The sequence below is a fragment of the Streptomyces sp. NPDC003393 genome, assembly GCF_053589015.1.
Window position 1 is genome coordinate 127,543 of record NZ_JBSFRB010000007.1, and the last position, 13,852, is coordinate 141,394.

The following is a 13,852-nucleotide window of genomic DNA, read 5'->3' on the forward strand; positions in this document are numbered from 1 at the left end:
AGGAGCCGCACGCGAAGGGGCGCCGGCTTTCCGCCGTGCGCCCCTTGCTCGTGCGTTCGTACGTCCCTGCCGCTGTCGGCCGTCCCTGTCGCCGTCCGACGCTCCTGTCGCGTCAGCCGCGCCGCCTGCGACAGTCAGCGGCCGTCAGCAGCGACAGCCGCCGTCAGCGCCGGCCTCCGTTCCCGTTCCCGTGGATGCCGCCGTCCTGGCCCTGGACGAAGCCCGCCGGGGTGGAGGCGCCGGGGTCCGGGGCGCCCCCGGTCGCGCCGCCGTCGGTCGCGCCGCCGAAGAGGCCCCCGATGAGGCCGCCGGTGTCACCGTTGTGCCCGTCGTCGCGCCCGCGGCCCTTGTGCTTGTCCTTGTCCTTCTTCTTGTCCTTCTCCTTGTCGGGGATGTCGACGAGGTGGAAGGGCAGGACCGGCTTGCCCTGGAGGGCGCCGGTCATCGCGTCCCGCCAGATCGGGCCGGGGACGTCGGCGCCGTAGACGAGCGCGTGCGGCACGCCGCCGATGCGGATGTTGGTCATCTTGACCTTCTGGGTGGCACTGCCCACCCACACCGCGCCCGCCAGGTTCGGCGTGTAGCCGACGAACCACGCGTTCTTGCGCTCGTCCGTCGTACCCGTCTTACCGGCGCTGTCGCGGTCCGAGAGGCCCGCCTGCCGGCCCGTGCCGGAGTCGATCACGCCGCGGAGCAGTGTGCTGACGGTGTCCGCGGTCTTCACGGACATGGCGCGCGAGCAGGTCGACTTCGGTACCGCCAGCGTCTTCTCCTGGCCGCCGATCTTCTGGCTGATCGACTCGATGGCGATCGGGGTGCAGTACACCCCGCGGGAGGCGAAGGTGGCGTACGCGTTCGCCATCGTGAGCGGGGAGATGCCCACCGCGCCGAGCGCGATGGACGGCGTCTGCGGCAGCTTGTCGCCGTTGCCCTGCACCACGTGGAGCTTGTCGGTCATGCCGACCACCGGGCACAGGCCGATGTCGGAGATCATCTGCACGAAGTAGGTGTTGACCGACTTCGCCATGGCCTCCTTCATGGCGTACGGGCCGTGCTCCGAGGTGCTCTCGTTCTCGACGGTGTCGTGGTCCTTGTTGAGCCACTGCTTGCCGTCGCACGCCTGCACCGGGCTCGGGTACGGCATCTTGTACGGCGACGAGTACTCCTGCCACGGCGGCTTGCCGCCCTCGATCGCCGCGGCCGCCACGAACGGCTTGAACGTCGAACCGGTCGGGAAGCCGTAGTTCGAGCCGCCCCGGTCGCTGCCGACCGAGTAGTTGATCTCGGTCTGGTTTTTGCCGTAGCCGTACGGCTTGGACTGGCCCATCGCCAGGACCTTGCCGGTGCCCGGTTCGACCAGCACGGCCGCCGCCGCGACCGGGTCGGACTGGTAGATGTGCTGCTTCAGCGAGGCCTGCACCGAGGCCTGGGCCTTCGGGTCCAGGGTGGTACGGATGGTCAGGCCGCCCTGGTTCCAGATCTTGGCCCGGTCGGCGCGGGTCTTGCCGAAGACCGGGTCGTTGAGGAAGACCTGCTCGACGTACTTGCAGAAGAAGCTCGAGTCCTTGACCGCGGTGATGCAGCCGTTGCGCGGCTGGGTGACCTTCAGGCCCAGCGGCTGCTTCTTCGCCCGGTCGGCCTCCGCCTGCGAGATGTCGCCGACCTCGGCCATGCGCTGGAGCACGACATTGCGCCGCTTGGTGGCCTCCGCCTCGTCGCCGACCGGGTCGTAGCGGCTCGGCGACTGGACGATGCCGGCCAGCAAGGCCGCCTGCGGGAGGGTGAGGTCCTTGGCGTGCTTGGAGAAGTAGCGCTGGGAGGCGGCCTCGATGCCGTAGGCCTGCTCACCGAAGAAGGTGATGTTCAGGTAGTTCTCGAGGATCTTCTTCTTGCCCAGCTCCTGCTCGACCTGGATGGCGTACTTCAGTTCCTGGACCTTGCGGCCGAGGGTCTGCTGGGTGGCCTGGGCGACCTTGGTGGGGTCGTCTCCGGCCTCCTCCACGAAGACGTTCTTCACGTACTGCTGGGTGAGGGTGGAGGCGCCCTGAGCCACTCCGCCGCTCTGGGCGTTCTTGTTCAGCGCGCGCAGCACGCCCTTCAGGTCGATCGCGCCGTGCTCGTAGAAGCGGTCGTCCTCGATCGCGACGATGGCCTTCTGCATGTACGGCGAGATGTCCTTCAGTTCCACCACCGTGCGGTCCCGGGAGTAGACCTGGGCGAGCGGCTGGCCCTTGCTGTCCAGGATGGTGGTGCGCTGGCTGAGCGGCGGACGCTTGAGGTTGGCGGGGATGTCGTCGAACCCTTGGACCGACCCCTTGGCCGCCAGGCCGAGCGCGCCGGCCGCGGGCAGCGCGATGCCGGCCATCACCGCCCCCGCGAGCACACTGACACCGAGGAACTTGGCGGCCTGCTGCGTGGGCGACAGGCCTCCGCCCGAGCGCTTCTTTGGCATGAGGGCAGCCTACGTTCTCATTCGCCGGACACACGTACAGGCATTGGCCTAAGCTGCTCTCAACTGTCACAGCAGTGCGGCCACGTATCAATACGTCCGGCGGCCTCGAAACGTTCCCGGTTCCCCCGACTTTTTTGATCGGGGTGCTGACCGGGGGTGTTCCGGGGGCGGTTCGGAGGAGTTGATGCGGTGCCCGTCGGGTGGCCCGGCGCGTCCCTCGCGCGTGTGTGGCGTGCCCGAAATCGCCTCGTGTGCCATCTGGCGTCCGTTGTGACGTAACACAATCGTCCTGTTCTGCCGGGATCGTCGTGTATGTCGCCACCTCACTCCCCCGGGTGATCTGCCGCTAACCCATAGTCCGTTCGGGCCATTCAAGATTGGGCCCGCAGGGGGTGTTGCGCTGTGCCCACCTTCCGTAACGTCCTCAACTGGCGGCGGTGAATATGCCGCTGCCGCCGTGGGGGAGCCTCGATTCGGGAGAGGACGGCGCCGGTATGGGCTGGGTAACCGACTGGAGTGCGCAGGCGGCCTGCCGCACTACCGATCCGGATGAACTGTTCGTTCAGGGAGCAGCGCAGAACAGGGCCAAAGCGGTGTGCACCGGATGCCCGGTACGCACCGAATGTCTCGCCGACGCGCTCGACAACCGCGTCGAGTTCGGGGTCTGGGGAGGCATGACGGAGCGTGAACGCCGCGCACTGCTGCGCAGACGGCCGACCGTCACCTCGTGGCGCCGGCTGCTGGAGACCGCTCGTATGGAGTACGAGCGCGGGGCCGGACTGGTGCCCCTCGACGACGAGCAGGTGTACGAGAACTACGCGGCGGTGAGCTGAGGGCACCCACGAGGGTGCCTCCGTCACTCGCCGGGCTCGGGCAGCTCGCGGCGGTTGTCCGCGAGCCTGGCGCCGATGTCCCGCAGCCCTGCGAGGTCGTGCACGTCGCCGGGCAGCGCACCGACTTCGGCCACCGCCACCTCGGGGTGGCGGGCGGTGAAGCGGTCTCGCGTGCGCTGCTCGCGAGAGAGCAGCTGCATGCGCTCGGCGTGCAGTCTCAGCAGGCCCGCGGTCACCTGGTCGACGGGGTCCACGGACGCCCGGACCGGGTCCACGGACGCCTGGACGGAGTCCACGGACGCCTGGACGGAGTCCATGGGCGTCTGTTCGCCAGGCAGTGCGTCCGACGGCTCGTCGGGCAGCTCGTCGGCGGACGGCGCCGGGACGGGATCGGGAGAAGAGGGTGAAGGTTCGGGGGAGTCCGAACCGCCGTACGTTTCGGGAGAGTTACGAAGTCCAGCTTTCCCGCCTCCCTGATCCACAATGCGGGGTTCTTCAAGATTTTCCGCGGCGGCGAGCGCCCGCTCGGCCGACAGCCGGCCGGCGCCGCTGCCATGGACGCGGTTGAGCACCAGACCGGCCAGCGGCATCCGCTCCGCGGCCAGCCGCTCCACGAAGTACGCGGCCTCGCGCAGCGCGTCCCGCTCCGGGGCCGCGACCACCAGGAACGCCGTCCCGGGCGCCTGGAGCAGCTTGTACGTGGCGTCCGCGCGCGTACGGAAGCCGCCGAACGTGGTGTCCATCGCGGCGACGAAGGTCTGCACGTCCTTGAGCAGCTGACCGCCCAGCAGCTTGCCGAGGGTGCCGGTCATCATCGACATGCCGACGTTCAGGAACTTCATTCCCGCGCGCCCGCCCAGCTTCGCGGGCGCCGTCAGCAGCCGGATCAGCCGGCCGTCCAGGAAGGAACCGAGCCGCTTGGGCGCGTCCAGGAAGTCCAGCGCCGAGCGGGAGGGAGGCGTGTCGACGACGATGAGGTCCCACTCGTCCCGCGCCCGCAGCTGCCCCAGCTTCTCCATCGCCATGTACTCCTGCGTGCCGGCGAAGCCCGCCGAGAGCGACTGGTAGAAGGGGTTGGCCAGGATCGCGGCCGCCCGCTCCGGATCGGCGTGCGCCTCGACGACCTCGTCGAAGGTGCGCTTCATGTCGAGCATCATGGCGTGCAGCTCGCCCTCGCCCTCGGTGCCCTTCACCCGGCGGGGGACGTTGTCGAGCGAGTCGATGCCCATGGACTGGGCCAGGCGGCGGGCGGGGTCGATCGTCAGGACCACCACCTTGCGGCCGCGCTCGGCGGCGCGCAGCCCGAGGGCCGCCGCCGTCGTCGTCTTGCCGACACCGCCCGAGCCGCAGCACACCAGGATCCGCGTGTCCGGGTCGTCGAGCAGCGGGTCGATGTCGAGCACACGCGCGGGCGCGAGGCGACGGGCGCCGAGTGACGCCTCGTGCGCGCGCGTGGTCTCCCTCGCCGGGGCCGGATCCGGGCTCATGACATTTCCTGCAATCCCTGCTTGCGCAGCTCGGTCGCCAGTTCGTACAGGCCCGCCAGATCCATGCCCTCGGCGAACAGCGGCAGTTCGTGCAGCGGCAGACCGAGCTCGCCCAGGACGGACCGCTGCTCCTCCTCCAGGGCGTACCGCTCGGCGTACTCCTCCGCCTGCCCGAGCAGCGGCTCCACCAGGCGCTCCGCGTGCCCGCCGCGCCGTGCGCCGCCGAGCCCGGCGGCGGACAGCGACCGGGCGAGGGAGGCCCGCGGCACGGTCCGTACGAGTTCCAGGTCAGCCGCGTCCAGCAGCTGCGGCCGCACCATGTTCACGATGACGCGCCCCACCGGCAGGCGGGCGCCGCGCAGTTCCGCGATGCCGTCCACGGTCTCCTGGACGGGCATCTCCTCCAGCAGCGTCACCAGGTGCACGGCCGTCTCCGCCGACTTCAGCACCCGCATCACCGCCTGGGCCTGATTGTGTATCGGCCCGATCTTGGCGAGGCCGGCCACCTCGTCGTTGACGTTGAGGAAGCGGGTGATGCGGCCGGTCGGCGGTGCGTCCATGACCACGTAGTCGTAGACGAACCGTCCGCCGCGGTCCTTGCGGCGCACCGCCTCGCACGCCTTGCCGGTCAGCAGGACGTCCCTGAGGCCCGGCGCGATGGTGGTGGCGAAGTCGATGGCGCCGAGCTTCTTCAGGGCCCGGCCCGCGCCGCCCAGCTTGTAGAACATCTGGAGGTAGTCCAGCAGAGCCAGTTCGGGGTCTATGGCGAGGGCGTACACCTCCCCGCCCCCCGGAGCGACGGCGATCTTCCGTTCCTCATAGGGCAGCGCCTCGGTTTCGAAGAGCTGTGCGATGCCCTGCCGGCCCTCGACCTCGACGAGGAGCGTCCGCTTCCCCTCCGTGGCCAGGGCCAGCGCAAGGGCGGCGGCGACCGTCGTCTTTCCGGTCCCGCCCTTGCCGCTGACGACCTGGAGCCTGCTCACGCCTTCGAGACTAACCAGTCCGCGCTCCGAGCACGCGGGAGGCTGTGGACAACCGGCGTCGTGGTCGGCCTCCCGCCCTGTGGAAAACGTGGACCACCACCGCCGCCGACGGCCGTGCGCACGGCGGCCGACCGCCCTCGCCGTCGCTCGTGCGCCGGGCGGACAACCGCCGTGTGGTCGGCCGCTGCCCGGCGGACCGCAGCGGATACAGTCGGCCACATGAAGAAGTGGGAATACGCGACCGTGCCGCTGCTCGTCCACGCCACGAAGCAGATCCTGGACACCTGGGGCGAGGACGGCTGGGAGCTCGTCCAGGTCGTGCCCGGGCCGAACCCCGAGCAGCTGGTGGCCTACCTGAAGCGGGAGAAGCAGGCATGAGCGCGGTCGAGGCCAAGCTGGCCGAACTCGGTCTGACGCTGCCGGAGGTCGTGCCTCCGCTGGCCGCCTACCAGCCCGCCGTGCAGTCCGGGCCGTACGTCTACACGGCCGGCCAGCTGCCGATGGTCGACGGCAAGCTGCCGGTCACCGGGAAGGTGGGCCTGGAGGTCACTCCCGAGGAGGCCAAGGAGCTGGCCCGCACCTGCGCGCTGAACGCCCTCGCGGCCGTCAAGTCCGTCGCGGGCGACCTGGACCGCATCGCGCGCGTCGTGAAGGTCGTGGGCTTCGTCGCCTCGGCCGCGGACTTCACCGGCCAGCCCGGCGTCGTCAACGGCGCCAGCGAGCTGCTGGGCGAGGTCCTGGGCGACAAGGGCGTGCACGCGCGCAGCGCGGTCGGCGTGGCCGTGCTGCCGCTGGACGCGCCGGTGGAGGTGGAGATCCAGGTCGAGCTGGTGCCGTAGCGGAGGGCGCCGGTGCGGGCCATCGGCGACCACGGTGCCGGTGCGGGCCGGTCGCGCCGACGGTGACGTGGCCGACCGGCCGTGCGGACGGTGACATAGCCGACCGGCCGTGCCGACGGTGACATAGCCCACTGGCCGTGCGGACGGTGCATCGCCGACCGGTTGTGGCGGGCCGTGGCGCAGCGGACCGACGCACCGGGGCTCATGGCGGGCGCGGGGCCGCCACCGACGTCACAAGAGCGTGCGCGGCAGGCCCCTGACCTCGGGCACCTCTCGAACATTCGCCCACCACGGGATAGCCTCCGCCCATGGCGAATGGGCAGTGGTTTCCCCCGGACTGGCCGGACCGCATCCGCGCGCTCGCGGACGGCACCCTCACACCGGTCACCCCCAGGCGCGCGGCCACCGTCATGCTCCTGCGGGACACCGATGCCGGGCCCGCCGTGCACATGCTGCGCAGACGCGCCTCCATGGCCTTCGCCGGAGGCGCGTACGCCTACCCCGGCGGGGGCGTCGACCCCCGCGACGACGACCTCCGGGTCCGCTGGGCCGGTCCTACGCGCGCGTGGTGGGCCGACCGGCTCGGCGTGGCGGAGGCGGAGGCCCAGGCGATCGTCTGCGCGGCCGTCCGGGAGACGTACGAGGAGGCGGGCGTCCTGCTCGCCGGCCCCGACCCGGACTCGGTCGTCGGCGACACCACGGGCCCGGACTGGGAGGCCGACCGCGCCGCCCTGGTGGCCCGTGAGCTGTCCTTCGCGGAGTTCCTGGACCGCAGGGGTCTGGCGCTGCGCTCGGATCTGCTGGGCGCCTGGACCCGCTGGATCACCCCCGAGTTCGAACACCGCCGCTACGACACCTGGTTCTTCGTCGCCGCCCTCCCCGAGGGCCAGCGCACCCGAAACGCCTCCACGGAGGCCGACCGCACGGTGTGGATCCGCCCCGAGGACGCGGCGGCCGGTTACGACAAGGGCGAACTGCTGATGCTGCCGCCCACCGTCGCCACCCTGCGCCAGTTGGTCGGCTACGGCTCTCCCACCGAGGCCCTCGCGGCCGCGCCCTCCCGTGATCTGACCCCCGTGCTGGCCCGGGCCCGCCTGGTCGGCGACGAGGTCGTCCTGTCCTGGCCGGGCCACGACGAGTTCACCAAGCACATCCCCAACGGCGGTACGACGCCCGAGTGACGGCGCGCCGGCACCACTCGACCGACGCCCAGGAAGGTCCCCTCGCATGACGGACGCATCAGCGCTCCCCGGTCAGCCCCGGGGCGGCGTCCTCTCCGGCCCCGCCACCGCACGGGCCGTCAACGTCCTCGCGCCCAACGCCTCCGCCATGACCCTGGACGGCACCAACACCTGGATCGTCTCCGAGCCCGACTCCGAGCCGGCCGTCGTCGTCGATCCGGGCCCGCTGGACGAGAGCCATCTGAACAATGTCGTCGACACCGCCGAGAAGGCCGGCAAGCGGATCGCCCTGACCCTGCTGACCCACGGTCACCCCGACCACGCGGAGGGCGCCGCCCGCTTCGCCGAACTGACCGGCACGCGCGTGCGTGCCCTGGATCCGTCCCTGCGGCTCGGCGACGAGGGCCTGGGCGCGGGCGACGTGATCACCGTCGGCAGCCTGGAGCTGCGGGTCGTACCGACCCCCGGCCACACCGCGGACTCGCTCTGCTTCCACATCCCGGCCGACCGGGCCGTCCTCACCGGCGACACGATCCTGGGGCGCGGCACGACGGTCGTGGCCCATCCCGACGGCCGCCTCGGCGACTATCTGGACTCGCTGCGACGGCTCAGGTCCCTCACGGTCGACGACGGAGTGCACACGGTCCTCCCGGGGCACGGCCCCGTCCTGGAGGACGCCCAGGGCGCCGTCGAGTACTACCTCGCCCACCGCGCCCACCGGCTCGCCCAGGTCGAGACGGCCGTCGAGGACGGCTACCGCACCCCGGCCGGCATCGTCGCGCACGTCTACGCCGACGTCGACCGCTCCCTGTGGCCGGCGGCGGAGCTGTCGGTCCGGGCCCAACTGGACTACCTGAAGGAACACGGGCTGATCTAGTGCTGTGACCGGAAAGGTTCACCGGCTCGCGACGCCCGGCCCGGCACCTCGCCGCGTTGTCGCATCACCCGAGTACATCCAGTACACGGATGATGCTCCGCCTTGCGACGTACCGCACCGGACGCCGCGAGCTCTCCGGCAAACCTTTCCGGCCACATCACTAGCCTAGTCAGTGCCTCGTCGATCAGGCCGCCGACCGGCCCGCGGCCGGATGCGGCCGCTGTACGGAGCGGGGCGGCCCGTCACACGGGTCCAGGTCGGCGTCGAAGCCGTACGGCACGCGCGCGAGGGAACCCTCGCGCGCGATGTCCCCCTGCGGGGTGAATCCTGGGGAGAGGTCCTCGGGCGGAACCTCGTCCGGGACGTGCCCGTGCGGGTGCCGTGTCAGCGGGACCTCTTGGCCAGCCGCTCCACGTCCAGAAGGATGACCGCGCGCGCCTCCAGGCGGAGCCAGCCGCGCTGGGCGAAGTCGGCCAGGGCCTTGTTGACCGTCTCACGGGAGGCACCGACCAGCTGGGCCAGCTCCTCCTGCGTCAGGTCGTGCACGACGTGGATGCCCTCCTCGGACTGCACGCCGAAGCGGCGCGAGAGGTCCAGCAGGGCGCGGGCGACGCGGCCCGGCACATCGGAGAAGACCAGGTCGGACATCTGGTCGTTGGTCTTGCGCAGGCGCCGGGCGACGGCGCGCAGCAGTGCGCCGGCCACCTCGGGCCGGGCGTTCAGCCAGGGCTGGAGGTCGCCGTGGCCGAGGGCGAGCATCTTGACCTCGGTCAGCGCGGTCGCCGTCGCGGTGCGGGGGCCGGGGTCGAAGAGGGACAGCTCGCCGATGAGCTCGCCGGGCCCCACCACGGCCAGCATGTTCTCGCGGCCGTCGGGGGAGGTGCGGTGCAGCTTCACCTTGCCCTCGGTGACCACGTAGAGGCGGTCGCCCGGGTCGCCCTCGTGGAACAGGGAGTCGCCACGGGCGAGAGTCACCTCCGTCATGGAGGCGCGAAGCTCCGCGGCCTGCTCGTCGTCGAGCGCCGCGAAGAGCGGATTGCGCCGCAGAACGTCGTCCACGAGTTCTCTCCTTGTCGACCTGCTCAGGGGATCTTGCTCCCCCGGTGCGCCAGGGGACCGTGTTCCCCATTTTGCCGGACGGTCCAAACAGTGTGATCTGTCACAAGGATGCCGCACAGGTGTCCAGACGTACGCGGCAGGGGTCCGATCGGACGCTGATCTTCAAGGTCCCGGGCGGATGTCGGTGCAGGGCTTTAGGCTGGCCGGGTGTCCAAATCGCCGGTGAGAGCACAGGTCTAGGGGGCTGGGCAGGTGGCTGCGCAACAGGATTCCGCTGTGGGCGAACATGAGCCCGGCGGCGGCCGGAAAGCGGCGGAAGCGGCCAAAGGTGCCTCCGGGAGCAAGTCCAGGAGGACGGCCTCCGCCTCCACCGGGGCTAAGGGAACGGTGTCCGCCAAGAAGGCCGCCGCCAAGAAGACGGGCTCCGCCAAGAAGGGGACCCCTGCCAAGAAGGCAGTTGCCGAAAAGGCTGCCCCTGCCGAAAAGGCTGCCCCTGCCAAAAAGGCTCCGGCCAAGAAGCCGGTCGCTGAGAAGACCGCCGGCAAGACCGCCTCCGCCGGGAAGACCGCCTCCGCCGGGAAGACCGCCTCCGCCGGGAAGACCGCCGCCAAGAAGGCCATCCCGATCAGCAAGGCCCGCCCGCCCAAGAAGGTGACCATCGCGCCGCCGAAGGCCACCGTCGTCCTGCGCGAGGCCGCGCCCGCCAAGACCCTCGCCCCCGAGCCGCCGAAGGGTGAGTCCCGTACGGCTCTCGTCCGCCGTGCCCGCCGCATCAACCGCGAGCTCGCCGAGATCTACCCGTACGCCCACCCCGAACTGGACTTCGAGAACCCCTTCCAGTTGCTGGTCGCCACCGTCCTGTCCGCGCAGACCACGGACCTCAGGGTCAACCAGACGACGCCCGCCCTGTTCGCGAAGTACCCCACGCCCGACGACCTCGCCGCCGCCAACCCGGAGGAGGTCGAGGAGATCCTGCGCCCCACGGGCTTCTTCCGGGCCAAGACCAAGTCGGTGATGGGTCTGTCCAAGGCGCTGGTGGAGGAGTTCGGCGGGCAGGTACCGGCCCGGCTGGACGACCTGGTCAAGCTGCCGGGCGTCGGACGCAAGACCGCCTTCGTGGTCCTCGGTAACGCCTTCGGACACCCGGGCATCACCGTGGACACCCACTTCCAGCGGCTGGTGCGGCGCTGGCGCTGGACCGAGGAGACCGACCCCGACAAGATCGAGGCGGCCGTCGGCGCGCTGTTCCCCAAGAGCGACTGGACCGACCTCTCCCACCACGTCGTCTGGCACGGTCGCCGTATCTGCCACGCCCGCAAGCCCGCCTGCGGCGCCTGCCCGATCGCCCCGCTCTGCCCGGCGTACGGCGAGGGCGAGACCGACCCGGAGAAGGCGAAGAAGCTGCTGAAGTACGAGAAGGGCGGCTTCCCGGGCCAGCGCCTCAAGCCCCCGCAGGCGTACCTGGACGCGGGCGGCAAGCCGGCCCCGCCCCTGGGAGCCGCCGGATGACCCCGGCGAAGCCGACGGAGTCCCACGGTTTCGGCGCAACCGGCGGTTCGGGCGGATCGGGAGGAACGATCCCGGTGCCGTCGGGCGTTGGACACGGCAGTACGGCGATCGGGACGGGGGTGGCGATGACGAGGGCCGGCGACACGGCGAGCGGGACGGCACAAGGGCCGGCACACGAGACGATGCGCGGGACGGCACAGGGGCCGGCACACGGGCCGGTGAGCGGGTCGCACGACGGTGCGATCGTGCTCAGCAAGGACGGGCTGCCCGTATGGCTGCGGCCGGTCGTGCGCGTCGTCGAGACGGTCCAGCCGGTGCAGCTGAGCCGCTTCCTGCCCCCGGAGAACGGGGCGGGGCGCCAGTCCGCCGTGCTCGTCCTGTTCGGTGAGGGCGAGCGCGGGCCCGAGCTGCTACTCATGGAGCGGGCCGGCTCGCTGCGCTCCCACGCCGGCCAGCCGTCCTTCCCCGGCGGAGCGCTCGACCCCGAGGACGGCGACCCGAAGGGCCAGGGTCCGCTGCGGGCCGCGCTGCGCGAGGCCGAGGAGGAGACCGGCCTCGATCCGGACGGCGTACAGCTCTTCGGCGTGCTGCCCCGGCTCTACATCCCGGTCAGCGGCTTCGTGGTCACCCCCGTGCTCGGCTGGTGGCGCGAGCCCAGCCCGGTCGGTGTGGTCGACCCCGCCGAGACCGCCCGGGTCTTCACGGTCCCCGTGGCGGATCTCACCGACCCGGGCAACCGGGCCATGGCCATCCACCCCAGCGGCCACAGAGGTCCGGCATTCCTGGTCGCATCGGCCCTCGTCTGGGGGTTCACCGCCGGAATCATCGACCGCCTGCTGCATTACGCGGGCTGGGAGCTGCCCTGGGACCGCGATAAGCAGGTCCCACTCGACTGGCGGGCATGACAGGGTGGGGATCCGTGCCGTTCCGGCCGGGGCCTGGGGAGGACGCTGTGTCCTGTGCCGCTGAACGGCGGGGCGGGCCTCGGCCGGACTGTGGGAATCGGAAGACGACGAGGCGAGGCTCGACGCGGTGAACGTGCTGGACATCCTGTTGCTGGTCGCCGCCGTGTGGTTCGCGGTCGTGGGGTACCGCCAGGGCTTCGTCGTCGGCGTCCTGTCGGTGATCGGCTTCCTCGGCGGTGGCCTGGCCGCCGTCTACGTGCTCCCGGTCCTCTGGGACGCGGTGACGGACAACACACCGGTCAGCACCACCGCGGCCGTGGTCGCGGTCATCATCGTCATCGTCTGCGCCTCGGTCGGACAGGCCCTGACCACCCACCTCGGCAACAAGCTGCGCGTGCACATCACCTGGTCCCCGGCCCGCGCCCTGGACGCGACCGGCGGCGCCCTGGTCAACGTCGCCGCCCTGCTGCTGGTCGCCTGGCTGATCGGCTCGCTCATCGGCCGCACGACGATACCGACCGTCGGCAAGGAGGTCCGCAGCTCCAAGGTGCTGATCGGGGTCTCCGAGGTGCTGCCCACACAGGCCAACACCTGGTTCGACGACTTCACCTCGGCCCTCGCGCAGAACGGCTTCCCGCAGGTCTTCAGCCCGTTCGCCGACGAGCCCATCACCGAGGTGCGGCCCCCGGACCAGGCCCTGCGGCACAGCGCCGTCGCCGCCGTCGCCCAGCGCTCCGTGGTCAAGGTCGTCGGCACCGCGCACAGCTGCAGCAAGGTGCTGGAGGGCAGCGGGTTCGTCTTCGGCGACCGCCGGGTCATGACCAACGCGCATGTCGTCGGCGGCGTCGACGAACCGACCGTCCAGATAGGCGGCAAGGGCAGGAGGTACGACGCCAAAGTCGTCCTCTACGACTGGCGCCGCGACATCGCCGTGCTCGACGTGCCCGACCTGAAGGCACCCGCCCTGCGGTTCGCCGACAAGGACGCACGCAGCGGCGACGGCGCGATCGTGGCCGGCTTCCCGGAGAACGGGTCGTACGACGTGCGTGCCGCGCGCGTGCGCGGGCGCATCACCGCCAACGGCCCGGACATCTACCACCGCGGCAACGTCGGCCGCGACGTCTACTCGCTCTACGCCACCATCCGCCAGGGCAACTCGGGCGGCCCGCTGCTCACCACCGACGGCAAGGTCTACGGCGTGGTGTTCGCCAAGTCGCTCGACGACCCCGACACCGGGTACGCGCTGACGGCGGACGAGATCCGGCAGGACATCGCCAAGGGACGGGCCGCCAACCAGCAGGTGGACAGCGACAGCTGCGCGATGTAGACCGGTGCCGGGCTCTCGAGGCCGACGGAGCGGATCAGCCGCGGTGGTGGCGCAGGCGCATCGAGACCCAGCGGGCCCGGCGGCGCAGAATGCGCGGAATGCCCACCCTGGGGTCCGCGTCCGTCAGTTGCCGGGCGCCCTCATGGAGGGAGCTCGGACCGCTCGCCGAACGGCGGGTGCGTGCTACGTCACTGTAGTCGTGCGTCCAGCCCATACTGCGATGTCTGCCCCTGCCCAAGGTCGATAACCTCCCACGGACGCATCAATTGGCCTATGCGCCGGGCAAATGGCCGTTCGAAGGACAGGTGTTCACGTTCGGATACCGGGCGCACCGGCGAGCGTCACCGACCGGTCACCCGGCGCGGAACGCGCCATGACCGGCCGGGCCGAGATCCTCACG

General features: G+C 71.1%; 13 protein-coding genes. 8 read left to right on the forward strand and 5 right to left on the reverse strand.

All coding sequences use genetic code 11. The features are described from left to right. Positions 1 to 163: 163 nt before the first annotated feature. Entirely contained in the window at positions 164 to 2,452 is a 2,289-nt protein-coding gene (locus ACWDUZ_RS09990) for a transglycosylase domain-containing protein (RefSeq protein ID WP_451631318.1), read from the reverse strand. 494 nt (positions 2,453 to 2,946) lie between these two features. On the opposite strand from ACWDUZ_RS09990, the gene wblA reads away from it, so the two are divergent. Continuing rightward, entirely contained in the window at positions 2,947 to 3,285 is a 339-nt protein-coding gene (gene wblA, locus ACWDUZ_RS09995; protein ID WP_451631319.1) for a transcriptional regulator WblA, read from the forward strand. A 23-nt stretch (positions 3,286 to 3,308) separates the two neighbouring features. Here the strand turns inward: wblA and ACWDUZ_RS10000 are convergent, their stop codons facing one another. Further along, on the reverse strand, positions 3,309 to 4,772 hold the full coding sequence (locus ACWDUZ_RS10000; protein ID WP_451631320.1) for an ArsA family ATPase: 1,464 nt from the start codon (positions 4,770 to 4,772) through the stop codon (positions 3,309 to 3,311). Further along, the gene (locus ACWDUZ_RS10005) at positions 4,769 to 5,755 is read right to left on the reverse strand and encodes an ArsA family ATPase (RefSeq protein WP_451631321.1); all 987 of its coding nucleotides are present in this window, start codon (positions 5,753 to 5,755) and stop codon (positions 4,769 to 4,771) included. The genes ACWDUZ_RS10000 and ACWDUZ_RS10005 overlap by 4 nt, the downstream gene beginning before the upstream one ends. A gap of 219 nt (positions 5,756 to 5,974) precedes the next feature. On the opposite strand from ACWDUZ_RS10005, the gene ACWDUZ_RS10010 reads away from it, so the two are divergent. The 4 genes from ACWDUZ_RS10010 (at position 5,975) to ACWDUZ_RS10025 (ending at position 8,652) form a co-directional block, all read left to right on the forward strand. Further along, complete coding sequence (locus ACWDUZ_RS10010) at positions 5,975 to 6,133, forward strand: DUF4177 domain-containing protein (protein ID WP_107473408.1); 159 nt, start codon at positions 5,975 to 5,977, stop codon at positions 6,131 to 6,133. Beyond that, positions 6,130 to 6,594, forward strand: coding sequence for a RidA family protein (locus ACWDUZ_RS10015; protein ID WP_451631322.1), 465 nt, complete (start codon positions 6,130 to 6,132; stop codon positions 6,592 to 6,594). Before ACWDUZ_RS10010 ends, ACWDUZ_RS10015 begins: the two co-directional genes overlap by 4 nt. Before the next feature lie 308 nt (positions 6,595 to 6,902). Beyond that, positions 6,903 to 7,775, forward strand: a complete 873-nt coding sequence (locus ACWDUZ_RS10020; protein WP_451631323.1) for an NUDIX hydrolase — start codon at positions 6,903 to 6,905, stop codon at positions 7,773 to 7,775. Positions 7,776 to 7,821: 46 nt separating this feature from the next. Continuing rightward, positions 7,822 to 8,652 carry an MBL fold metallo-hydrolase gene (locus ACWDUZ_RS10025; RefSeq protein WP_451631324.1) on the forward strand — a complete coding sequence of 277 codons (831 nt, stop codon included), beginning with the start codon at positions 7,822 to 7,824 and terminating at the stop codon, positions 8,650 to 8,652. A gap of 384 nt (positions 8,653 to 9,036) precedes the next feature. On the opposite strand, the gene ACWDUZ_RS10030 is transcribed toward ACWDUZ_RS10025, so the two are convergent. Beyond that, entirely contained in the window at positions 9,037 to 9,711 is a 675-nt protein-coding gene (locus ACWDUZ_RS10030) for a Crp/Fnr family transcriptional regulator (RefSeq protein WP_028421034.1), read from the reverse strand. A gap of 387 nt (positions 9,712 to 10,098) precedes the next feature. Here ACWDUZ_RS10030 and nth point away from each other — a divergent pair, with 387 nt between their 5' ends. The 3 genes from nth to ACWDUZ_RS10045 all read left to right on the forward strand — a co-directional run bounded on the left by nth (position 10,099) and on the right by ACWDUZ_RS10045 (position 13,452). Then, complete coding sequence (nth, locus tag ACWDUZ_RS10035) at positions 10,099 to 11,220, forward strand: endonuclease III (RefSeq protein WP_451631325.1); 1,122 nt, start codon at positions 10,099 to 10,101, stop codon at positions 11,218 to 11,220. Between the two features lie 182 nt (positions 11,221 to 11,402). Continuing rightward, positions 11,403 to 12,125, forward strand: coding sequence for an NUDIX hydrolase (locus ACWDUZ_RS10040; protein ID WP_451631434.1), 723 nt, complete (start codon positions 11,403 to 11,405; stop codon positions 12,123 to 12,125). Positions 12,126 to 12,252: 127 nt separating this feature from the next. Beyond that, on the forward strand, positions 12,253 to 13,452 hold the full coding sequence (locus tag ACWDUZ_RS10045) for a MarP family serine protease (RefSeq protein ID WP_451631326.1): 1,200 nt from the start codon (positions 12,253 to 12,255) through the stop codon (positions 13,450 to 13,452). 34 nt (positions 13,453 to 13,486) lie between these two features. On the opposite strand, the gene ACWDUZ_RS10050 is transcribed toward ACWDUZ_RS10045, so the two are convergent. Continuing rightward, complete coding sequence (locus ACWDUZ_RS10050; RefSeq protein ID WP_451631327.1) at positions 13,487 to 13,666, reverse strand: hypothetical protein; 180 nt, start codon at positions 13,664 to 13,666, stop codon at positions 13,487 to 13,489. Positions 13,667 to 13,852: the final 186 nt, after the last annotated feature.

Excerpts from the sequence above, each read along its gene's own strand:
- ACWDUZ_RS09990 (WP_451631318.1), bottom strand. The coding sequence starts at position 2,452 with ATGCCAAAGAAGCGCTCGGGCGGAGGCCTGTCGCCCACGCAGCAGGCC.
- ACWDUZ_RS10040 (WP_451631434.1), top strand. The coding sequence starts at position 11,403 with ATGCGCGGGACGGCACAGGGGCCGGCACACGGGCCGGTGAGCGGGTCG.
- ACWDUZ_RS10000 (WP_451631320.1), bottom strand. The coding sequence starts at position 4,772 with ATGAGCCCGGATCCGGCCCCGGCGAGGGAGACCACGCGCGCGCACGAG.
- ACWDUZ_RS10015 (WP_451631322.1), top strand. The coding sequence starts at position 6,130 with ATGAGCGCGGTCGAGGCCAAGCTGGCCGAACTCGGTCTGACGCTGCCG.
- ACWDUZ_RS10020 (WP_451631323.1), top strand. The coding sequence starts at position 6,903 with ATGGCGAATGGGCAGTGGTTTCCCCCGGACTGGCCGGACCGCATCCGC.
- ACWDUZ_RS10050 (WP_451631327.1), bottom strand. The coding sequence starts at position 13,666 with ATGGGCTGGACGCACGACTACAGTGACGTAGCACGCACCCGCCGTTCG.
- ACWDUZ_RS10025 (WP_451631324.1), top strand. The coding sequence starts at position 7,822 with ATGACGGACGCATCAGCGCTCCCCGGTCAGCCCCGGGGCGGCGTCCTC.
- wblA (WP_451631319.1), top strand. The coding sequence starts at position 2,947 with ATGGGCTGGGTAACCGACTGGAGTGCGCAGGCGGCCTGCCGCACTACC.
- ACWDUZ_RS10010 (WP_107473408.1), top strand. The coding sequence starts at position 5,975 with ATGAAGAAGTGGGAATACGCGACCGTGCCGCTGCTCGTCCACGCCACG.